The following is a 21,309-nucleotide window of genomic DNA, read 5'->3' as shown; positions in this document are numbered from 1 at the left end:
TATCACCGTGGCCAACCAGGTGGTTGCGGATGCCGGAAGTAATGCCGCGGTTTGCGAAAACAGCTCATACACGGTAAATGATGCAAACGTGAACTACGGCAACGGAACTTACAGCTGGAGCCACGACGGCAGCGGAAGCCTGGCCAACGAAACCACACTGACCCCCACGTATACGCCCGATGCATCGGACGCAGGTAATATCGTAACCTTAACGTTAACGGCCGACGGGAACTCCGGCTGCAGTCCTGCCGTCGATCAAATGAATATCACCGTAACCAACCAGGTCGTTGCGGATGCCGGAGGAGATATCACCCTCTGCGAAAGCAATTCATATACAATTTCAGATGCTGTTGTTAATTATGGAAATGGAGTTTTATTTTGGACGCACAATGGCAACGGAACATTAATAAATGATAATACGATAACACCAACGTATATATCAAGCTCTTTAGATGCCGGGAATACCTTAGTGTTAACCTTGCATGCTTTAGGAGTAGGATCATGCACGCAGGCAGTGGATCAGATAACTATTAATGTTGTTAAAAAGGTTGTGGCTAATGCAGGTATTGATGGGAGTATATGTGTAAATGATTCATATACTATAAACGGCGCATCAATACAAGATGGCGATGGTACATATGTTTGGGCTCATAATGGTAGCGGTAATTTATCAGATGAAAACACACTTACACCCACTTATAATTCGGTGAATGAAGACGCCGGTAAAACGGTAACACTCTCTTTATCAGCAGAAGGGCTTTCTGATTGTATACAGGGGGTCGATCAAGTTGAAATATTCGTCGAACAACAAGTTGTAGTCAATGCTGGGGGAGACGCTACCATTTGCAGCAATGAAAGTTTTACGGTGAGTGAAGCAGTGGTACAAAATGGCAATGGCACTTATACTTGGTCTCATAATGGAACAGGATCTTTAACTGATATTTCTATGCTTACCCCAACATATACTCCAACATCAGCGGACGCTGGGAATATTGTTACCTTAACATTGAGTGCGAATGGTAACGCTAGCTGTGCAGTGTCTGTTGATGAAATGAATATAAATATAGAGAATTATGTAGTCGCTGATGCGGGAGATAACGCTACTATTTGTGAAAATGGATTTTATACGGTGAATGATGCATCAGTAACTAATGGCAATGGATTTTATAACTGGTCCCACAATGGTAATGGAACCATTGAAGATGCAAATACCCTGGTACCAACATATCAACCAGCAGCGGAAGATGCAGGCACAACAGTAACTCTAACATTGACAGCGGAAAGTAATGCCGGATGTGATGTGGTTACAGATCAATTGGATATTACCGTGGCGAAGATGGTTCGGATTAGTATTGGAAGTGATGGACGAACTTGTGAAAGTAGTCCATATACCATTAATGGTGTTGATGTGGAAAATGGAAATGGGAGCTATATCTGGTCGCATGATGGTAGTGGAATTTTAACCGGTGTTAATACTTTAAATCCTGTTTATACGCCAGGAAACCAGGATGCCGCTAAGGATGTTGTACTTAATTTAACCGCGCAAAGTAATTCAGGTTGTGGTGAGGTTAGCGAACAGTATGTTTTAAGCGTTGATGAAAGTGTTTCTGCCAATGCAGGTTCGGATGATGAGATCTGCGGCGATACCTATAACCTGAATGCATCGGATAATGGGTTATGGTCGCTTGTAAATGGGCCGGGAACCGTAACTTTTTCTCCTGGAGCAGATCGCTTTGATGCCCGTACAACCGTTTCTGATGCAGGAGAATATACATTTGAATGGAAAGTGGAAAACGGTGCATGCACAGAATCCGCAGAAGTTACCATCAACTTTAACGAGAAACCTCTAATTGAAATAATTTCAGATAATAACATATGTGGCTTACAAACAGATATTGACGTTCACCAATCGGTAGGCGGTGGATATTGGGTGTTGGAGAATGGACCAGCCGGAGCGAGATTGGGCAAGAATTCGGAATTCTTGAGCAATACCGTTTTAGTTGATGAGCCCGGAATAGTTGAGTTAACCTGGAAAGGAAATTATAATACTTGTTCCGATATTTCATCTGTAACCATTGATTTTAAGGAAATTCCAGAGGTGTATGCCGGAGGAAATATCGATTTGTTTGATTCTGATGAAGTGGTTACAGAAGCGACTCTTAAAGATGGAGAAACAGGCCTTTGGACAATTGTAGATGGATCCGGTATCATTCATGATGAAAATTCACCAACGGCTACCCTAACAGATCTTGAAGAAGGCGAAAATATATTTAAATGGACAGTATACAATGGAGAATGTGAAAATGCGAGTGAAGTTATATTTACGGTAAAAGAGAGTAATTTTCCGAATATAATTACGCCCAACGGAGATTTTAGGAATGATGTTTTTGAGATTGATGGGATCGAAAACATGGGTCCGGTTAAAATGATAGTATTTAACCGGTGGGGACATAAAGTATATGAAAACAACAACTATAACAATGAATGGGATGGTAAAGATATGAATGGCAGGGAACTACAGGAAGATACTTATTATTATTACCTGAATTTTAGTGACAAGAAAGTGATAAAAAGCTATGTACTTATTAAAAGATAACATATTTAAGTGTTTGGTATTAATCGTGTTCTTTTCCATACATTCAGATGGTTTAGCTCAATTGTTTCCCGTATCAAATCAGTATCTGCATAATGCTATTGCAATTAATCCGGCAGAAACGGGTAATGATGGAGCATTAAGTGCCAGTCTTGTGTATTGGAATCAATGGGTAGGTTTTGAAGGAGCCCCTAAAACCCTGACAGCAGCAGTACATGCACCTTTTAATAAAGATAGGATTGGCTTGGGACTGGTGGTTATTTCAGATAGTTACGGAATAGCACAAAGCAATACTATTCGGGGAAACTATGCTTTTAGAACACAATTGGGACGAGGAAACCTTTCTTTTGGTCTATCGGTCAGTGCTCAAATCAACAGTTTTTCAGTGGACGAATTGTATGCAGGGGAGCATGATGATGACATTTTGTATGACTATCCGGAAAACTCAACCAAGCCAAATTTTGGTACCGGTATCTATTATGCTTCAAGGAATTATTTCCTGGGATTAGCAGTTCCTAATCTCTTGTCGAATGGGTGGGAAAGCGATGGAAGCACAAATACGGTTGATACCGAAAACTATTCATATTACGGTTATGGAGGTTTTCAGTTGAAGCTTCACCATCATATAAAATTTGCACCTTCTGCTTTACTAAAATATTATAACGGAAGAGAATTTCAGGTTGATATAACACCTAATTTAATTATAATGGACCGAATTTGGGCCGGTATCAATTATCGATCGGAGGGCATGATGTCTGGTTTGCTCAGGTGCAATGTTGATGATCAATTGAGTTTAGCTTATTCGTATGATTTTGAGTTAGGAGAAAGACAAAAATATACAGGTGCTTCACACGAGCTTATGCTGAAATATGTATTTAAGTATAAGTCGAAAGTGATGAGTCCAAGGTAGAACAAGTAATGAAGAAAGAAATTATAGATAATAATATGGCCATTGGATGGCTGTTCAATATGAGATTGAAAAGAATTCTTGGATGCTTTATGGTATTCTCGATATGTTGCAATATGTGGTGCCAGGAAGCATCCTTTACGGTAAAAAGAGCAAATTTTTCGTCGAATGCATATGATGAGTTTTCGCCATTTTATTATGATGGAGGAATTGTTTTCTGCTCTAACCGTCCCGTAAGTGCCATGGTGGAGGTTGTTCAGGATGACAAAAACATGTTCAACTTATATTATTCAAAAAACAAAAAACAGGATAAATGGTCGATAGGTAAAATATTTTCAGAAGAACTGTTAACAAGATTCAACGATGGACCGGTAAACTTTTCAAATGATGGTAAAACGATATACTTTTCAAGGAACAACGTGGTTGAGGGGAAAAGGAAACAGGTAAATACAGCCAATAATAAAATAGGAATTTTTACGGCCGGGATATCCGACGGGAAATGGGTAAACATAGCTCCGTTCAAATACAATAGTTCTGAATACTCACTTATTTCACCATCCGTGTCGAAAGACGGTAAAACTTTATATTTCAGTTCCGATATGCCGGGGGGAGAGGGCGGCTTTGATATATATTGTTCGCAATGGATAAATGGAGAATGGCAACAACCCGTAAACCTGGGTAATGTTATAAATACTGCTTCCGACGAAACCCATCCCTTTGTAGGTAAATCCGACAAAGTGTTTTTTGCATCGGATGGTCATAAAGGGCTCGGAGGAAAGGACATATTTTATAGCCAAAAAATAACCGGGGCATGGATGCAACCTGTTCATCTGAGTGCAGAGATTAATTCGGAGGCAGATGATTTTGGTTTTTTTACGTCTGATGATTTCCAAACCGGCTATTTTTCGTCTAACAGAAAACGAACCGACGATATTTATTGGTTTCAAAGAAATACGGTCAATTTCAGCAATTGCAGGGAACAAGAGGAAAACAGCTTTTGTTTTCTTTTTTATGATGAAAACGTGGAGGTAAACGATTCAATTTTGAGTGTCTATGAATGGGATTTTGGCGAAGGAAAGAAAAAGATAGGTAAACAGGTTGAGTATTGTTTCCCCGGTCCCGGAAAATATTCTGTGGTGCTAAGGGTATTGGATCATCTTACCGGTGATACCATCAACTTGCCCAAGCCATATGATTTTGAACTGGAGGAAATCAGACAGCCTTATATCAATTCAAATGACGTAGGATTTGCTGGAGATACAATCTGTTTTGATGCCCTTTTAACCAACTTACCCGATATGCAGATAAAAGAATACTTATGGGATTTTGGAGATGGATTTGTGAAATCTGGAGTTATGGCGAACCAAATATTTCACGAAAAGGGTGAGTATCTAGTGAAGTTGGGCCTGCTTGGCCAAACCGACAGTATTGGAAGAACCCCTAAAGTATGCGTATATAAAACAATAAGCATCAACAAAAAAAACAATTATTAATACAACAGAATGAGCTTCAAAACAAAAAAACAAAATAAGAATGTATTTCAGAGGTCAACCATCGTTGCTTTGCTGTTTTTGTGCCAATACCATATTAATGCGCAGTCAGTTCCAAGTATTGAAGAAAATATTCCATTTTTAGTAACCTTCGGCAAAGATTCGGAAAAGTCATGGGGCGATGATGATTTTTGCCAGATTTTTTTTGCACTTATCCCCAAAGATTATTCAGGTTCGGTTTTTATCAGGGTATTTGATCCCGAAACAAGTGGTTTATATGATGAAAATAAAGGTGAGTTTAACACTAAAATCAATTTTACTGTATATGGCGGAGAGGAATGTTGGTCGGATAAAGATGCTCAGGCAACAGATCCTACCGGAAATTATAAAAGCGGCACTTTGTTAAAATCAAAGACATTTGGTAACGCCGAAAGATATGATGGGGAATGGTATACTTTTGGGCCGTTTAGCCCAAACGAAGGAGAATATGTGGAGAAATTCAATGGCTATATGTTTAAGATAATAGCCGAGGGAGTAGCCGGCGATGACGGTAATCTATATCGATATTTTCTAAGCCGCCATAACTCGGAGAATCTTAATATTGAAGGAGGCAATATTTTTACCTACGAATATACTTTTAGGTTGCCTAATGATAACCGGGAGGTATGTCAAATTTATCCCTACATTGACGATGAAACTATTTCAGTGAAGGTTTCTAATTTTGATTGGGACAATGACGGGAAAATAAAAATGGTTTCTGTAGCAAAAAATGGCATTCACTGCGATATTTCGGGTCAGGAAGAATGGAATGTAAGCGAATATGCCATTGTAGAAGAAGAGAAAAATTCGTCTTTGCAACTGCAGTTTGTAAAAGATCATAACACGCTAATTAAAAACAACAATGTAGCCATAGTGGTCCAGAATCAGTATGGTTTTTCTCTACCGTTTTATGTGCTTCCAATTGGCGGGGTTCCCGTTTATCGCCCAAAAATAATGATGAAAGATATTCGAAGATAACTTTCTTGTCCAAAAAAAAAGGCTTTCCGAAGGAAAGCCTTTTAATATTAATATCTGTAAAAATGCTTAGTTGATTTTTAAATCTTTAACAATCGCATTAATTTTTTTCTCAGCAGTGGCATCAGCACTGTAATATTCTTCGCGGGAAGCCATTTCGCCACGTACTTCAAAGTAGAACTTAATTTTTGGTTCTGTACCGGACGGGCGGACGCTTACTTTTGAACCGTCCTCGGTAAAGAACTGAAGAACATTAGAAGTTGTGGGCAGATCAATTGGGCTGTCTGTTCCGTTTATCTTGTCAAAGGCTTTTAAAACCGCATAATCTTTTACAATAGACACCTTTGACCCTGCCAGTTCAAGCGGAGGATTCTCACGCATATCTTTCATGATTTGCTGAATTTCATCGGCACCAGACTTACCTTTGCGAACAATATAAATCATTTTTTCCTTGGAATAGCCATACTCAAGGTAGATGTTTTGCAGTAGTTCAAATAAAGTGACACCATTGTCCTTAGCCCAAGCGGCAATTTCAGCAAACATGGCACACGAAGCAACGGCATCTTTGTCCCTTACATAGTCACCGGGAAGGAACCCATAGCTTTCTTCACCGCCACAGATATATTTTTTCTCACCTTCAAAGCTCTTGATTTTGTCCGCAATCCATTTGAAACCGGTATACACATCAAAATACTCGATGTTGTTTTTTACGGCTATCTCTTTTAATAGCTCACTGGTGACTATGGTTTTAACGATAAATTCTTTGCCTGTTAAGAGGTTGTTTTCTTTCCATCGCTTAACCATGTACCATGTTAACAACAAGGCTGTTTGGTTACCGTTAAGCAAGATAAACTCTCCCTTTTCGTTTTTGCAGGCAATACCCAAACGGTCGGCATCAGGATCGGATGCCATTACCAGGTCAGCATCAATTTCAGATGCTTTATCTACTGCCATTTGCAATGCGGCAGGTTCCTCCGGATTGGGGGAAACTACGGTTGGGAAATCACCACTGACGACATCTTGCTCAGGAATATTGATGATGTTGGTAAAACCATACTTTTTCAACGCCGCAGGAATCAACTTAACACCTGTTCCGTGTATAGGGGTATAAATAATTTTTAAGTCCTTGTTTCTTTCGATTGCTCCGGTGTCCAGAGAAACCGACTTTACTTTATCCAGGTATTTCTCGTCTATTTCCTCCCCGAGCACTTCAATCAAACTGTCGTTACCTTCAAATTTTATTTCATCAACAGATTTAATCTTTTTTACCTCGTCAATAACGTTGGTGTCATGCGGGGCTATCATCTGTCCGCCATCGTCCCAGTAAGCCTTATATCCGTTGTACTCCTTAGGGTTGTGTGATGCTGTAATGATAATGCCACTCTGGCAACCTAATTCACGGATTACAAATGAAACTTCAGGGGTAGGTCTTAAATCATCAAAAACAAGCGCTTTAATTCCGTTAGCAGAAAGAATTTTTGCGGATATTTCGGTGAATTCTTTACTGTTATTTCTGCAGTCGTGGCCAATACAAACCTTAATCTCATCCAAATCACTGAATTGTTCGTTGAGGTAATTGGCTAATCCCTGAGTTGCGGCCCCAACTGTATAAATATTCATTCGGTTGGAACCGGGCCCCATGATACCTCTGAGTCCGCCTGTGCCGAATTCCAGATCTTTATAAAAAGAATCGATTAACTCGGACTTATCTTCGGAATTTAAAAGTGCAGTAATTTGCCTTTTAGTTTCTTCATCGTAATTTCCAGAAAGCCATTGGTTCGCTTTTTCGGTGACCAATGTCAAAACGTCTTGGTTTTCCATCTTTGTTATTGTTTTAAGTTTTTTGTTGCAATTACATTAAGGCATTTTTCAAGGCTAAACCTCCAATATGGAATATTTAACTTATAACTAGTTTTAATTTTGTTTTTATTGAGAACACTGTAAAATGGTCTTGGCGCCGCAGTCGGATATTCTTTTGATTCGATAGGTACTACGTTACAATTGATACCCATCAACTGATGGATGTTAATTGCAAAATCGTACCAACTACAGACACCCTCGTTGCTAAAATGATAAACGCCTGGTATAAACTGCCTGTTTCCCGATTCTACCTGTGTTACAACCTGTAATATGGTTGAAGCCAGGTCAACCGCATATGTAGGCGATCCTATTTGATCCGCAACTACTTTAAGTTCATCTTTTGTCTGGCCCAGCTTTATCATAGTTTTTACAAAGTTATTGCCAAATTCCGAGTAAAGCCAGGATGTTCTGAATATCATGGATTCAGGATGAGTTTCCAAAAGATATTTTTCACCTAACAATTTCGTCTGTCCATAATAGGATTCCGGTACCGCAAAAGATTCCTCTGTATACGGCTTAAATGTGTTGCCATCAAAAACATAATCGGTGGAAACATGGATAACTTTAAAATTATTTTCGTTTGCGGCAATTCCAATGTTTTTCACCGCCTCCGCATTTAACTTTTTCGCCATTACTTGTTCATGTTCCGCCTTATCAACAGCTGTATATGCCGCACAATTTATCAAGTAATCTATTTTTGTGGAAAGGGTGTATTCCTTTAATTGATCGAGGTTGCATATGTCCAAGTCCTCCACATCGGTGAAAAGGATGTCAAGATTCTCAAATTGATCAGCTATTGAACGAATGCTTTGTCCAAGTTGACCGTTTCCTCCGGTTACTAATATTTTAGACATTGAAAAAATGGGTTAAAAATTATATTCTGCTTCGCTGAACATAGGGTGCTGTTGGTCTTTACCCGAAATGATTGCGTCGGAATCCGGGATTTGCCAGTCAATACCCAAAGAGGGATCGTTGTATTTAATACCGCGTTCCGCTTCCTTATGGTACAGGTTGTCGCACTTATAGGAAAACAAAACTTCATTGCTTAACACCGAAAAACCATGGGCAAAACCACGCGGTATCATCAGTTGAAGCCCGTTTTGTTCTGAAAGCTCCAAGCTAAAACTTTTACCGAAGCTAGGAGAGTCTTTTCTAAGATCCACCACTACGTCGATAATTTTCCCCTTAATCACTTGAACCATTTTTGCCTGGGAATAAGGAGCCAACTGATAGTGCAATCCTCTAATTACTCCGTATTGGGAGGATGAAAAATTATCCTGAACAAAGTTGTAATCTATTCCCAGACTTAGAAATCGTTCTTTATTGTACGATTCCAAAAAGAAACCACGCGAATCTTTAAATATTTTTGGTTTGATGATTAGTAAATCCTGAATCTCAGTTTGAATTACTTGCATTGTTTACCTGGTCAACGTTAAAACTACAAAATTAACAATCTATTTGGCAATTCGCTTTAGGTAGGCGCCATATTCGTTTTTTTCCAAGGGTTTTGCAAGTTTAAGTAACTGTTCTTTACCGATATATCCCATGTTAAAGGCTATTTCTTCTATACAGGCCACCATTAACCCCTGACGGTGCTCTATGGTAGCAATAAAGTTTGAGGCTTCCAGCATACTGTCATGTGTTCCGGTATCCAGCCAAGCCATACCACGTCCCATCAATTCAACGCGAAGGTTGTTTTCGTTAAGATATAGCTTGTTCAAATCGGTAATTTCCAATTCCCCCCTTGCGGAAGGTTGCAGGTTTTTGGCTTTTTTTACCACGGAATTATCATAGAAATAAAGTCCGGTTACAGCATAATTTGATTTGGGTTGCGCAGGTTTCTCTTCCAGGCTTACTACGTTCATTTTTTCATCAAACTCTGCTACGCCATATCGTTCAGGATCTGTAACATAATAGCCGAATACCGTAGCTCCTTCATTCAATTTAACTGTCGTCTTTAATTTGTGCGGTAGTTCAAAACCATAGAAGATATTGTCGCCCAGTATCAAGCAAACGTTGTCGTCCCCAATAAATTCTTCTCCAATAATAAACGCCTGGGCTAATCCGTCTGGGCTAGGTTGTTCTGCATAAGTAAGTTGTAGCCCAAATTGACTTCCGTCTCCAAAAAGCTTTTTATATAGTGGCAAATCATGCGGGGTTGATATAATCAGTATTTCCCTAATTCCGGAAAGCATCAGCACAGATAATGGGTAATAGATCATTGGTTTGTTATAAACCGGAATAATTTGTTTTGAAATACTTTGGGTAATAGGGTATAATCTTGTGCCAGACCCTCCGGCTAAAATGATTCCTTTGTAATTTGCCATGTTAGTTTTTTAGATAAAGTTAAAAATTAAGATGCTATATGTCCTTTAATATTTGATCAAAGTATTCTATGGTTTTTACCAATCCTTCTTTCAATTGAATTTTTGGTTCCCAACCGTTTAACTCTTTTTTTGCAAGGTCAATGTTCGGCTGTCTTTGCGTAGGGTCGTCCGATGGCAACGGCAAAAAGCTTAGTTTGGATGTTGAACCCGTAAGTTGAATGACTTGTTCCGCCAGCTCAAGCATCGTAAACTCATTTGGGTTTCCCACGTTTACCGGGCCAAGAAAATCTTTTCTTGAATTCATCATTCTTATCATTCCCTCCACCAGGTCATCGACATACTGAAAACTTCGGGTTTGTTTGCCATCACCAAATATGGTGATATCTTCCCCTTTTAATGCCTGAACAATAAAATTCGAGACTACACGTCCGTCGTTTGGATTCATGCGCGGACCATAAGTATTAAATATCCTAATGACTTTAATGTCCACTTTGTTTTGAGAGTGGTAATTAAAAAACAGACTTTCCGCGCATCTCTTTCCCTCGTCATAACACGATCGTATTCCTATTGGGTTAACATTTCCCCAATAATCTTCACTTTGAGGGTGTATTTCAGGGTCACCATAAACCTCAGATGTAGAGGCTTGTAATATTTTCGCCTTTATGCGTTTGGCTAATCCCAACATATTGATAGCACCCATGACCGAGGTCTTAATGGTTTTGATAGAATTAAGCTGGTAATGGATGGGCGAAGCAGGGCAGGCCAGGTTATAAATCTCGTCAACTTCAATAAAAAAAGGGTGGGTTACATCATGGCGTATAAGTTCAAAATAAGGATTGTCCATGAGGTGAAGAATATTTGTTTTGCTTCCCGTGAAGTAGTTGTCGAGACAAATTACCTCATTTCCTTCGTTTAATAGGCGTTCGCACAAATGCGATCCAATAAAACCGGCACCCCCGGTTACTAATATCCTTTTCATTAATCTGTTTTTATCTGAATGTTGACTGATATAAAGCAAACAGGCCAATCATTATAAAAATATAATGACAGGCCTTTTATAATATTTTAGGCTGACCAAATTAGGGATGCATGGCAGCTCTTCCTATACTGTAATAAGAAAATCCATTTTCTAAAACTTCGGCAGGGTCGTAAATGTTTCTGCCATCAAATATAACCTTGTTTTTAAGGAGTTTTTCGATCACCTTAAAGTTGGGTATTCGGAACTCCGACCATTCGGTAATAACAATCAAAGCATCCGCATCTATTAACACATCGTAAGGATCGGCGCCATATTCTATTTTATCACCTAAAATACGCTTGGCTTCATCGATGGCAACCGGATCGTATGCCTTCACTTTTGCACCCAATTTAATAAGTTCATCAATGACAACCAAAGAAGGGGCTTCTCGCATATCATCGGTCTTTGGTTTAAAGGAGAGTCCCCATAAGGCAAATGTCATATTGTTGAGGTTTACACCAAACTGTTCTTTTATTTTTTCAACAAGAACATGTTTTTGGTTGTTGTTCACCTCCTCAACGGCTTCTAACAAACGCAATCGGTACCCATTTAAATCAGCTGTTTTAATCACGGCTTTTACATCCTTGGGAAAACAAGAACCTCCATAACCTGCACCTGCATAAATAAATTTGTTGCCAATACGTCCGTCCGAACCTATACCTTTTCTTACAGAAGTAATATCAGCCCCTACAATTTCACATAAGTTAGCCATATCGTTCATGAAGCTAATTTTTGTGGCCAACATCGCATTGGCTGCATATTTGGTCATTTCCGATGAAGGAATGTCCATAAAAATAATTGGGTGACCGTTCAACAAAAACGGCTTGTAAAGTCTGCTCATCACTTTTTGAGCTTTTTCGGATTCCGTTCCGACAATAATTCGGTCGGGCTTAAGGAAATCTTGTATTGCGTTACCTTCTTTTAAAAATTCAGGGTTGGAAGCCACATCAAAATCAACTTCAACACCTCTTTTCTCTATTTCGTCGGTAATAGCAGCCTTAACTTTCTTTGCGGTTCCAATAGGAACAGTGCTTTTAGTTACCACCACCATGTAATGGTTAATATGCTTGCCTATTTGTCTGGCTACTTCAAGTACATATTTTAAATCAGCGCTTCCATCTTCATCCGGAGGTGTGCCAACCGCAATAAATATTACATCAGCCTGTTCCAATGAATCCTTTAAACTTGTTGAGAAAAACAATCTTCCCTTTTCAACATTATTACGAACCATGGTTTCCAATCCAGGCTCGTATATTGGAATTACTCCTTTTTTTAGGTTTTCAATTTTTTTTTCGTCGATATCAACACATGTAACGTTGATACCTACATCAGCAAAACAAGTTCCGGAAACTAATCCAACATATCCGGTTCCTACAATAGAGATTTTCATTATTCAAAATTTTATTTTTAAATACAGCGGGTTCTTACTGAAATATCGCAAATAATTATATTCCCAATGCTGCATTCTGTCAAGTATGGTATTGATAATATTGGTAAGTTCAAATAAACCAATTATGTAGACCTATTTAAAATTGCAACATTTTACATTTTGTTATCTAATCGAATTCAAATGTAAAGAAAATTAACAATTATCAAATAAAGCCACATTTATATTCTTAAAATGTAGTTGTTTTTTTTGTTTTTATAGAAAGCTGTCCCTGAAAATAATTAAGGACATTTTATGGGCATTTGTAAGGAGGCCATTGACACTTACTCAAAGATGTTTTATATTACATGCATTAGGTTATTATAAACGTATGCCGACTGAACTGAACAAGCCAACATCCTATATGGTATGGCTTGCTAAGTTAGGGTTATTTACCCCTTGCTATGTTGGTTGTGATATTTTATAAACCACTAAGACCAATAGCTTGTAATACAATGTTTAATCTTTTAACTCCATTTATATGGCCCATCAAGTAAAAAATAAGTTTAGACCATTTTTATATGTAACTATTATTCTTCTGATGACTTCTTGTTATTCTATACGCTTTAGAACTACGCAAGGTGTCCCGGAGCCGGATCCTAACAATGATTGCGAGTGTTACTACAGGAATATGAAAGTTCATGAATTGGATACCGTTATCACCATTGGTGCCATGGATAAGGATTTCACCATGTTGCTCAAGAACTGCAAATCAGGTAGTATTGCCATTGTGGAATGCAGAAATACTTTTGGCGGGGTACTACTCAGCGGAATCACTTTGGGAAAAAAAAGGAAGGTGAAGATTAAATATGTATGCGATAAAAACTCAAATTAATTCATCATGGCTAAAACTATTCCTTTCAAAAAAACAGAATGGGACACCATTCACAATAACGGTCCCTTCCCCCTAAAACTTTTATATGTAACAGAGCTGGAAGGAGAGGGGATGATTCCGGATAAAATTAATAGATATAATGATGCCGCTGATGAAATTAGACGTTTAATAAAAGAGACTTCTGATGTGGGCCAGGGGTTCAGGGCCTATGGATCCCGCTGGTCGTTGTCGAATGTAGCCCACAATAAAGATCGAATGCATTTTAACGGTTATATGAATTTGCATATCCCAATTTCAGAATCTGATGTTCATTCTGCAAGTCCATATTTACGAGAGAACCTGTTTTTCTTTCAATGCGGAAACACGATCAAGGAACTTTCAAAAACATTGTCAGATCACGGTAAGTCCTTAAAAAGCAGTGGTGCCAGTAACGGACAGACAATAGCCGGCGCTGTTTCTACCGGGGTGCATGGCGCTGCGGTAGATGATGGGGCTGTACAAGATTATGTTGTTGGTTTGAACTTAATCATTGGGCCTAACCCGGAGGATGTTGTTTATATTGAAAGACATACCAAGCCAGCCTTAACCGATGGCTTTGCAAAAAAAATAAAGGCAAGAGTTATTCGAAACGATGGTTTGTTTAAGGCCGCGTTGGTCAGTCTGGGTTCCTTCGGTTTTATTCATGGAATAGTTATAGAGGCAGAGGACAGGTTTTTGTTAAGACGCTACGTAAAAAAGGTAGATAAGAAAGTAGCGCTTCATTTGGCGGACACCATGGATTTTGAACACTCGGAATTCAAGATAGATGGCGAAACGGATGGGAACGGAAAACCATTACGACCATACCATTTTAAAGTTTTTATTAATCCGTATTCCAATGAAAGCCAATATGTGGTAGAAGCGATGTACAAAAAAAACTATCGGATTCCATATCCGGATCCGTTCCCGATTATAAAAACCTCTTTTTATCGTGATTTAATACATCTATTGGTGGGGATATCGGAGAAATGGCCCAATCGGATTCCATATTTTGTTCGTCAACTTCAAAAGTCGGTGCTTCCGCCGGTAGACATGGATGTGACCGGAACATTGGCGGAAATATTTTGGGATGCACCTTACTTGGGACCTGCTTTTGCATGCTCTTTTGGGGTCGATCATACCAATTCGTCTAAAGCATTAAGTGTACTTTCCAAATTGGCCAAAGACGAAGGGCCTATCCCCGGAATGTATGCTATGCGCTTTGTGCGGCAATCGGATGCCACCCTGGCTTGCACCAGATTTCCAATCACCTGCATGATTGAAATTGACGGGGTATTGTGGAAAAAAAGCAGGAAGTTGATGAGTCTGACAGAATTTTCGAGACGTATGATTGAGGTGATGCAAGCAGCAAATATTCCGTTTACCATTCATTGGGGGAAAAATATGGATTGGGGTTTTCGCGATTTGGTGGAGCATATGTACGGTAACAAAGCACAAGAATGGAAAGAGTACAGGAGTGCGCTGTTGTCTGCGGAGATGTCATACGTTTTTTCAAACGACTTTTTGGAAACGACTGAGCTGGCAGGTATCATAGATAATCTGCCCCCGGATTTGATTAATTCCCATTAGTAACAATAGCCAACTGTTTTGCCTAAAAAAAGCAGGATTTTAGGAGTAAGCATAAATATATAATGTACTGTTTTGTCAAAATTTTATCGTATTGGCTGTGAGGGTTTCTGATAAATTATTTGTACTTTTGCCGCAGTTTTTATAAATATAATGTCTAACTACTAGTAATTAATTGATTTTTAGATGAGTGAAGTAAACGAAAATGAGCAGGAGATCAACGAAACTCCTGAAGTAAAAAATGAGGTGGTAGCAACTACCGGAAACACTTCTGATGCAGCATTTGATTGGGATGAGTACGAGCAAGGTGAAGTGTTTGGAAATTCAGGTTCTAAAGAGGACTTGGAAAAAATGTATGACGAAACGCTTTCTACAATCTCGGAAAAAGAGGTGATCGAAGGTGAAGTTATTGCATTGACCAAAAGAGAAGTTGTAATTAATATTGGTTTCAAATCAGATGGTATCATCTCCAGAAACGAATTCCGTTACAACCCAGAGTTAGCTGTAGGCGATACTGTAGAGGTTTATGTGGAGAGCCAGGAGGACAAAAAAGGTCAGTTGGTACTTTCTCACAAAAAAGCACGTGCTCTGCGTTCATGGGATCGCGTAAATGCAGCCTTAGAAAACGACGAAGTTATCAAAGGATACATCAAGTGCCGTACCAAAGGTGGTATGATTGTAGATGTGTTCGGTATTGAGGCTTTCCTTCCCGGTTCACAAATAGACGTGAAACCTATCCGTGACTACGATATGTACGTAGGGAAAACAATGGAATTCAAAGTGGTTAAAATTAACCCGGAATTTAAAAACGTAGTTGTTTCTCACAAAGCGCTTATCGAAGCAGAGCTTGAGCAACAGAAAAAAGATATTATTTCTAAGCTTGAAAAAGGACAAGTTCTTGAGGGAACTGTTAAAAACATTACTTCTTACGGTGTATTTATCGACCTTGGCGGTGTTGATGGACTTATCCACATCACTGACCTTTCATGGGGCCGCGTATCACATCCGGAAGAAATCGTTCAATTGGATCAAAAATTAAATGTTGTAATTCTTGATTTTGACGACGAGAAGAAACGTATTGCTTTAGGCTTAAAACAGCTGACATCTCACCCATGGGATTCGTTGGACGCAGAACTTAAGGTAGGCGATAACGTTAAAGGAAAAGTAGTTGTGATGGCCGACTATGGTGCGTTTGTTGAAATCGCTCCTGGTGTAGAAGGTTTAATCCACGTATCAGAAATGTCGTGGTCGCAGCACTTACGAAGCGCGCAAGACTTCCTAAAAGTAAGCGACGAAGTAGAAGCCACTATCTTGACATTAGACCGCAACGAGCGAAAGATGTCTCTTGGTATCAAGCAATTAAAAGCTGATCCTTGGGAGAAGATCGAAGAAGCATACGCGGTTGGCTCCAAGCACAAAGCTAAAGTTCGAAACTTCACCAATTTTGGTGTTTTTGTCGAAATTGAAGAGGGTATCGACGGACTTATCCACATCTCCGACCTATCATGGACCAAGAAGATTAAGCACCCGGCAGAATTTACCGCAATCGGTGAAGAAGTAGAGGTTGTTGTTCTTGAAATAGACAAGGAAAACAGAAGACTTAGCTTAGGTCACAAACAGCTTGAGGAGAACCCATGGGATGTTTTTGAAACCTTATTTACCGTTGATTCAGTGCACGAAGGAACGATCATCGAATTGTTTGACAAGGGTGCTGTAATTGCATTGCCTTATGGTGTTGAAGGATTCGCTACTCCTCGTCATTTAGTGAAAGAGGATGGTGTGCAGGCCAAAGTTGACGAAAAGCTTGATTTTAAAGTAATCGAGTTCAACAAAGCTTCCAAGCGTATAATTCTTTCGCATTCAAGAGTTTTTGAAGATGTTAAAAAAGCAGCGGATAATTCCGAGAAAGCTGAACAAGCAAAAACTACTAAAAAAGGCGTAAAGAAGTTGAAAGATAACTTAGAAAAGACTACATTGGGTGATATTTCTAGCTTGCAGGCTCTAAAAGATCAAATGGAAGCTGACGAGAAAAATTAATTTACCTTAATGAATAGTATTCAATAAAAATCTTTTTAACCGATGGACTTTAAAATAGATAAATTAGATGATTTCACGCTCATTCAGATTTTAAAAGAAAAACTGGACACGCATGTTGCGCCGTCGCTAAAATCTGAACTTGTATTATTGTCAGGAAACGGGGAGAAAAACATTCTTCTTGATCTTGGAAAATCAAGCTATTGTGATTCATCTGGATTGAGTGCTATTCTTGTAGCTAACAGATTGTGTAAAAACGCCGATGGTGCTTTTGTTTTATCAGGATTGCAACCGGCTGTGGAACGTCTGATTTCTGTTTCACAGTTGGATTCTGTTTTAACAATTGCCGAAAATATGGATCAGGGAGTTGAACTAATGAGGAAGGCTATTGAAAAATAATGGCTAAGTCGTTTTCAATCACTATCCTGGGAAGTAGCTCGGCGTTACCTACTTCTGAAAGATATCCAACCGCTCAGGTGCTCAATGCATCTGAGCGGTTTTTTTTGATCGATTGTGGGGAGGGTACACAGAGACAGTTACGTGCCCATAAAATCAAGTTCACCAAGATCGAGCATATATTCATTTCCCACCTCCATGGCGACCACTGCTTCGGTCTCATCGGGTTCATCTCCACCTTAGGTTTATTGGGGCGAAAAGCTGCGTTACACATTCATTCACACCCCGATCTTAAAAAGCTGCTTCAACCGCAACTGGATTACTTTTGCACAGATTTACCCTTTGAGGTGAAGTTTGATCCCTTTGACCCAAAGGAAGTTGCTACTATTTATTCGGACAAAAATATAGAAGTGGAAACAATTCCTTTACGGCACAGGATTCCGACCGTGGGATTTTTGTTTAAGGAGAAACCTGAAGATAGAAAGGTGAGGAAGGAATTTGTGTTTGTGCATAAACCAACCATTAAAGAGATCATTGCCATTAAAAAAGGAGGGGACTATATAAATAAAGATGATGTGATAATGTCAAACCGTGAGATTACACTCGATCCTCCTAATACACGCTCCTACGCATTTTGTACGGATACCAAATACACGGAAAAAATTACAGAACAAATAAAAGACGTGGATGTACTTTATCATGAAGCCACCTTTGCGAATGACAATGCGGTTTTGGCAAAAAAGACATATCACGCCACTGCCGAACAAGCAGCGACTATAGCTTTAAAAGCCAAGGCAGGCAAACTGTTGATTGGTCATTTTTCTTCCCGTTATAAAGACTTAAATGTACTGCTAAACGAAGCAAAAGAGGTTTTTCCAAATACCTATATTGCCAATGAGGGGGATGTGGTGAATATCTAGTCCAGTTTACGGTAGTAGATATACAATAATCCGTACTCAGTACAGTAGTCGGTCCCGAAAATATCAAACTTTAAGATTCTATAATTTTTTAGAGGATACTCGAAAAGGTATCCAAATTGAAATTACGTGTTCTTCTGTATAAATTAGTCATTTGTCAGCCGTTAATAATTGTTGTTATGTTGCTGTAGTTTAATAGTTTAAGGACTAATCCAATTGCGTATTGAGAATATCTTGAATCTTCTGTCCGTTGTTTTTCTTTGATTAGTGTTATTGAGTTCGCTGTGTACAAACTTCTGCAATTTTGACATTTCCAATGGGGGGAGTTTGATGCTCCTTCCAGTCTTCTCGTCTATCCATTTAAAAATAATATGTGCATGTCTTTGGATGGCCGATTGTCCATTTTCTTCGAAATGTAGATGTATTTGCATCATTTTAATACCATAACGTTCTTTTAGTTTGGCACATAGGATATTTACATCCTGAAGTTGGTGGTGGTCTTTTAGCATCAAAAAAGCTTCGCGTATGGGTGCCGCTTTTTTCTGCATCCTCCTACCTGTCTTCTGTTTAATCAGTTTGGCAAGTCGTTGAACAGCAATTTCAATATCTTCTTTGATAATCGATTCTACTTTTTTTTCGAAAGTAAGCAGGTTTTTTCTTGAAAATTCATATAAGTGATTTTCTGTATCGATACAATATGGGCAGAAAAGAATAGGGTAGGATTTTTTCATAAATGTAGTTTTAGGTAAATAATCGATACACAAGTTACAATTTGTAAAATAGAAAGTCAAGATTTTCCTAGTTCTATACAACTACGACATAGAACTAGGGAATTTTCGTTTGTCACGCATTTGTCACGCTTAATATTTGGCTGTTAATTTTTCAATAATGAAATTAAATGGAAAACATTAACTCATATTGCCATGAAAAACAAACTATTACCCAAAATCGTATTTGCTGTTTTTTTTCTAATTGTTTCAAGTGCCGGGTTGTTTGCCCAGAAAAACAAACAAAAACGAAAGCTGTCTGCACAGGATTCATTAAAAGTGAGTGTTAAAGTTGAGATGAGAAAGCAAAAGACTCAAAGGGTTTCAAGTATTGATCCTGTTAACCAAAAAGAATATGATGAATTATTATTTGAAAGTGAAGCTTTAAAGGAGGAAATGAAGAAACTAAGTCCTGATGACGAAAGGTACAAAGAGATTATGCGGGAACGTAAAGCATTGAGATTACAGTTAAACGAAATAGTTGGCAAAGTGAAGGTGAAAACTGAAAGTGGCAAGAAACGACCTAAAAAATAGCAATTCAACATCTAACTTTCAAACAGACATCATTATGAAATCTATAAATATATTAATCACAGTTATATTTATTTCACTCCATCTTTATGGACAAGATACCGAATATTTCACCTCCAATTCAGGAAGTTTTAGCGTAACTGGATCAGATTATGGAGACGAAATGTATAGAGTTTATGATATAACTATCGGTGTTGGCAGTAGGATTGAACTTACGATCAACAACGATTTAGAGGAGGGATATGATCAGCTTCAAATTATAGAACCTAATGTTAATGGTACTTCAGGATCGGTAGTGGCAGAAATAATAGATATATATGGAGAGCACCAATATGTTTCTGCCGGCAACCATATAAGTATAATTTTCACTTCGGATTGCTGTGTGAGCTTTGATAGTGGTTATAACGGTTTTACAGTTGATTATACTATTACCGCCGAGCCCCCCACGTATTCAAGTATATTGGCATCATCTACGGTTATTAGCGGACATTCGGACAAACCCAATTTAATTGTTGAGGAACCGAATTACAAAAGCATGTACAGTAGCTCAGGTAATAACCGTGCAAACTTTGATAATTCTACTTTATTAGTAAAGACAGGGAATAATCAACTAGGATTAGGAAGTAATACGATTGCCTCAAGCAGTTCCTTGTATTTGAAGTCTGCTTATTCCATGTATTTTAATTCGAGTGGGTATTATTACTTCGGGTCTCCAAATACTAACGATTATACGGGTAAGGTTGATGTTTCAGGCGAATTATGGCTAAAAAATAATATCTACGGCTTACGTAAAATTTATGGCATGGACCATTGGGTAAAATCATATGACGATAATGTTTATGTGAGGGATATCCATAGAAGCATAAGATATGGGGGAACTAGATATAGTGCTTCAACTGCACCAGCTAATAGTTGGATTTGGTCCCATGAGTGGGGTACTAGCTATAAGTTCGAGCTGGGTGCGGAAACTGTTAAAATGAGAGGAGAAGCGTCAACTGGAAAATGGCAATGGGCAATACGTAAAGATAGTTATGGGGGAACTGAATTATTGTCTGTTAATAATGAGGGATCTGGTCGTGTAGGAATTAATAATAATAACCCCTCGGAAGCCCTAGATGTGAATGGCAACATTGTTACAAATGGCACCATCAACGCCAACGAAATATTGGTAAAAGATATGTCTGCCAGTAATTTAATGCTCGACGGTAATCTATTCGCCGATAAAATAATGGTAAAAACCAACGGCCAAACCGCCGACTTTGTATTCTCCGACACCTACCAGCTTAAAGACCTCTCCGAAGTTGAAAACTATATTCTTACCTACAAACACTTACCGGATATTCCAAGTGCTACCCAAATGGAAGAACAAGGAGTTGATCTGGCTGAGATGAATAAGTTGCTGCTGCAGAAGATTGAAGAGCTCACTTTGTACGCCATACAGCAAGACGGTGAGATAAGAGAGTTGAGAAAAGGGAATATTGAAAAAGAGAAAGAAAGAAAGGAATTGGAGCAAGAAATATGTATGGTGAGAGAAGAGCTTAAAGCAATTAAAGCGTTAATCATAAAGAACCAAAAATATGCAGATTAAC

The 21,309-nt window shown here is 38.7% G+C and carries 18 protein-coding genes; 11 read left to right on the top strand and 7 right to left on the bottom strand.

Annotated elements, in window-relative coordinates; translation table 11 throughout:
* The 4 genes from ACT29I_RS16660 to ACT29I_RS16645 all read left to right on the top strand — a co-directional run.
* On the top strand, positions 1–2,596 hold a 2,596-nt coding region (locus ACT29I_RS16660; protein ID WP_444793956.1), incomplete at its 5' end, for a T9SS type B sorting domain-containing protein.
* On the top strand, positions 2,577–3,503 hold the full coding sequence (locus ACT29I_RS16655) for a PorP/SprF family type IX secretion system membrane protein (RefSeq protein ID WP_430936552.1): 927 nt from the start codon (positions 2,577–2,579) through the stop codon (positions 3,501–3,503). The genes ACT29I_RS16660 and ACT29I_RS16655, both read left to right, overlap by 20 nt.
* An 8-nt stretch (positions 3,504–3,511) precedes the next feature.
* On the top strand, positions 3,512–4,993 hold the full coding sequence (locus ACT29I_RS16650) for a PKD domain-containing protein (protein ID WP_430936550.1): 1,482 nt from the start codon (positions 3,512–3,514) through the stop codon (positions 4,991–4,993).
* Between the two features lie 9 nt (positions 4,994–5,002).
* Positions 5,003–6,007, top strand: coding sequence for a hypothetical protein (locus tag ACT29I_RS16645; protein WP_430936548.1), 1,005 nt, complete (start codon positions 5,003–5,005; stop codon positions 6,005–6,007).
* 66 nt (positions 6,008–6,073) lie between these two features.
* Here the strand turns inward: ACT29I_RS16645 and ACT29I_RS16640 are convergent, their stop codons facing one another.
* From ACT29I_RS16640 to ACT29I_RS16615, 6 genes are all read right to left on the bottom strand, one after another.
* Positions 6,074–7,825 carry a phospho-sugar mutase gene (locus ACT29I_RS16640; protein ID WP_430936546.1) on the bottom strand — a complete coding sequence of 584 codons (1,752 nt, stop codon included), beginning with the start codon at positions 7,823–7,825 and terminating at the stop codon, positions 6,074–6,076.
* Positions 7,826–7,830: 5 nt separating this feature from the next.
* Positions 7,831–8,718, bottom strand: coding sequence for a dTDP-4-dehydrorhamnose reductase (gene rfbD / locus ACT29I_RS16635; protein ID WP_430936544.1), 888 nt, complete (start codon positions 8,716–8,718; stop codon positions 7,831–7,833).
* A 12-nt stretch (positions 8,719–8,730) separates the two neighbouring features.
* Positions 8,731–9,279, bottom strand: coding sequence for a dTDP-4-dehydrorhamnose 3,5-epimerase (gene rfbC, locus ACT29I_RS16630; protein WP_430936542.1), 549 nt, complete (start codon positions 9,277–9,279; stop codon positions 8,731–8,733).
* Positions 9,280–9,318: 39 nt separating this feature from the next.
* Complete coding sequence (rfbA, locus tag ACT29I_RS16625) at positions 9,319–10,191, bottom strand: glucose-1-phosphate thymidylyltransferase RfbA (RefSeq protein WP_444793955.1); 873 nt, start codon at positions 10,189–10,191, stop codon at positions 9,319–9,321.
* A gap of 34 nt (positions 10,192–10,225) precedes the next feature.
* Entirely contained in the window at positions 10,226–11,170 is a 945-nt protein-coding gene (locus ACT29I_RS16620) for a UDP-glucuronic acid decarboxylase family protein (protein WP_430936538.1), read from the bottom strand.
* Positions 11,171–11,270: 100 nt separating this feature from the next.
* Positions 11,271–12,599 (bottom strand): UDP-glucose dehydrogenase family protein, encoded by a 1,329-nt coding sequence (locus ACT29I_RS16615; protein WP_430936536.1) that lies wholly within the window; start codon positions 12,597–12,599, stop codon positions 11,271–11,273.
* Between the two features lie 517 nt (positions 12,600–13,116).
* Between ACT29I_RS16615 and ACT29I_RS16610 the strand changes: the two genes are divergently transcribed.
* From ACT29I_RS16610 to ACT29I_RS16590, 5 genes are all read left to right on the top strand, one after another.
* Positions 13,117–13,470 (top strand): hypothetical protein, encoded by a 354-nt coding sequence (locus tag ACT29I_RS16610; protein ID WP_430936534.1) that lies wholly within the window; start codon positions 13,117–13,119, stop codon positions 13,468–13,470.
* Positions 13,471–13,476: 6 nt separating this feature from the next.
* On the top strand, positions 13,477–15,078 hold the full coding sequence (locus tag ACT29I_RS16605; RefSeq protein ID WP_444793954.1) for a hypothetical protein: 1,602 nt from the start codon (positions 13,477–13,479) through the stop codon (positions 15,076–15,078).
* A gap of 183 nt (positions 15,079–15,261) precedes the next feature.
* Entirely contained in the window at positions 15,262–17,112 is a 1,851-nt protein-coding gene (rpsA, locus tag ACT29I_RS16600) for a 30S ribosomal protein S1 (protein WP_430936530.1), read from the top strand.
* Between the two features lie 42 nt (positions 17,113–17,154).
* Positions 17,155–17,508 (top strand): STAS domain-containing protein, encoded by a 354-nt coding sequence (locus ACT29I_RS16595; protein ID WP_430936528.1) that lies wholly within the window; start codon positions 17,155–17,157, stop codon positions 17,506–17,508.
* Positions 17,508–18,425 carry a ribonuclease Z gene (locus ACT29I_RS16590; RefSeq protein ID WP_430936526.1) on the top strand — a complete coding sequence of 306 codons (918 nt, stop codon included), beginning with the start codon at positions 17,508–17,510 and terminating at the stop codon, positions 18,423–18,425. Before ACT29I_RS16595 ends, ACT29I_RS16590 begins: the two co-directional genes overlap by 1 nt.
* A gap of 197 nt (positions 18,426–18,622) precedes the next feature.
* Here the strand turns inward: ACT29I_RS16590 and ACT29I_RS16585 are convergent, their stop codons facing one another.
* Positions 18,623–19,153 (bottom strand): hypothetical protein, encoded by a 531-nt coding sequence (locus ACT29I_RS16585; protein WP_430936524.1) that lies wholly within the window; start codon positions 19,151–19,153, stop codon positions 18,623–18,625.
* 192 nt (positions 19,154–19,345) lie between these two features.
* Here ACT29I_RS16585 and ACT29I_RS16580 point away from each other — a divergent pair, with 192 nt between their 5' ends.
* Both ACT29I_RS16580 and ACT29I_RS16575 read left to right on the top strand, forming a co-directional pair.
* A complete protein-coding gene (locus ACT29I_RS16580) occupies positions 19,346–19,723 on the top strand; it encodes a hypothetical protein (protein ID WP_430936522.1) in 378 nt (125 codons plus the stop codon).
* Between the two features lie 34 nt (positions 19,724–19,757).
* Positions 19,758–21,308 (top strand): hypothetical protein, encoded by a 1,551-nt coding sequence (locus ACT29I_RS16575; RefSeq protein ID WP_430936520.1) that lies wholly within the window; start codon positions 19,758–19,760, stop codon positions 21,306–21,308.
* Position 21,309 lies beyond the last annotated feature (1 nt).

The organism is Saccharicrinis sp. GN24d3 (genome assembly GCF_052400645.1).
GTDB lineage: Bacteria > Bacteroidota > Bacteroidia > Bacteroidales > Marinilabiliaceae > Saccharicrinis.
Note: the sequence above shows the minus strand (reverse complement) of the source record. Positions and strands in the feature narration are given on the sequence as shown.

Bases quoted from the DNA above. Each gene is read 5' to 3' on its own strand.
- ACT29I_RS16575 (WP_430936520.1), top strand. From the start codon at position 19,758: ATGAAATCTATAAATATATTAATCACAGTTATATTTATTTCACTCCAT.
- ACT29I_RS16605 (WP_444793954.1), top strand. From the start codon at position 13,477: ATGGCTAAAACTATTCCTTTCAAAAAAACAGAATGGGACACCATTCAC.
- rpsA (WP_430936530.1), top strand. From the start codon at position 15,262: ATGAGTGAAGTAAACGAAAATGAGCAGGAGATCAACGAAACTCCTGAA.
- ACT29I_RS16640 (WP_430936546.1), bottom strand. From the start codon at position 7,825: ATGGAAAACCAAGACGTTTTGACATTGGTCACCGAAAAAGCGAACCAA.
- ACT29I_RS16650 (WP_430936550.1), top strand. From the start codon at position 3,512: ATGAAGAAAGAAATTATAGATAATAATATGGCCATTGGATGGCTGTTC.
- ACT29I_RS16590 (WP_430936526.1), top strand. From the start codon at position 17,508: ATGGCTAAGTCGTTTTCAATCACTATCCTGGGAAGTAGCTCGGCGTTA.
- ACT29I_RS16595 (WP_430936528.1), top strand. From the start codon at position 17,155: ATGGACTTTAAAATAGATAAATTAGATGATTTCACGCTCATTCAGATT.
- ACT29I_RS16580 (WP_430936522.1), top strand. From the start codon at position 19,346: ATGAAAAACAAACTATTACCCAAAATCGTATTTGCTGTTTTTTTTCTA.
- ACT29I_RS16655 (WP_430936552.1), top strand. From the start codon at position 2,577: ATGTACTTATTAAAAGATAACATATTTAAGTGTTTGGTATTAATCGTG.
- rfbA (WP_444793955.1), bottom strand. From the start codon at position 10,191: ATGGCAAATTACAAAGGAATCATTTTAGCCGGAGGGTCTGGCACAAGA.
- ACT29I_RS16615 (WP_430936536.1), bottom strand. From the start codon at position 12,599: ATGAAAATCTCTATTGTAGGAACCGGATATGTTGGATTAGTTTCCGGA.
- ACT29I_RS16645 (WP_430936548.1), top strand. From the start codon at position 5,003: ATGAGCTTCAAAACAAAAAAACAAAATAAGAATGTATTTCAGAGGTCA.
- rfbC (WP_430936542.1), bottom strand. From the start codon at position 9,279: ATGCAAGTAATTCAAACTGAGATTCAGGATTTACTAATCATCAAACCA.
- ACT29I_RS16610 (WP_430936534.1), top strand. From the start codon at position 13,117: ATGGCCCATCAAGTAAAAAATAAGTTTAGACCATTTTTATATGTAACT.
- ACT29I_RS16620 (WP_430936538.1), bottom strand. From the start codon at position 11,170: ATGAAAAGGATATTAGTAACCGGGGGTGCCGGTTTTATTGGATCGCAT.
- rfbD (WP_430936544.1), bottom strand. From the start codon at position 8,718: ATGTCTAAAATATTAGTAACCGGAGGAAACGGTCAACTTGGACAAAGC.
- ACT29I_RS16585 (WP_430936524.1), bottom strand. From the start codon at position 19,153: ATGAAAAAATCCTACCCTATTCTTTTCTGCCCATATTGTATCGATACA.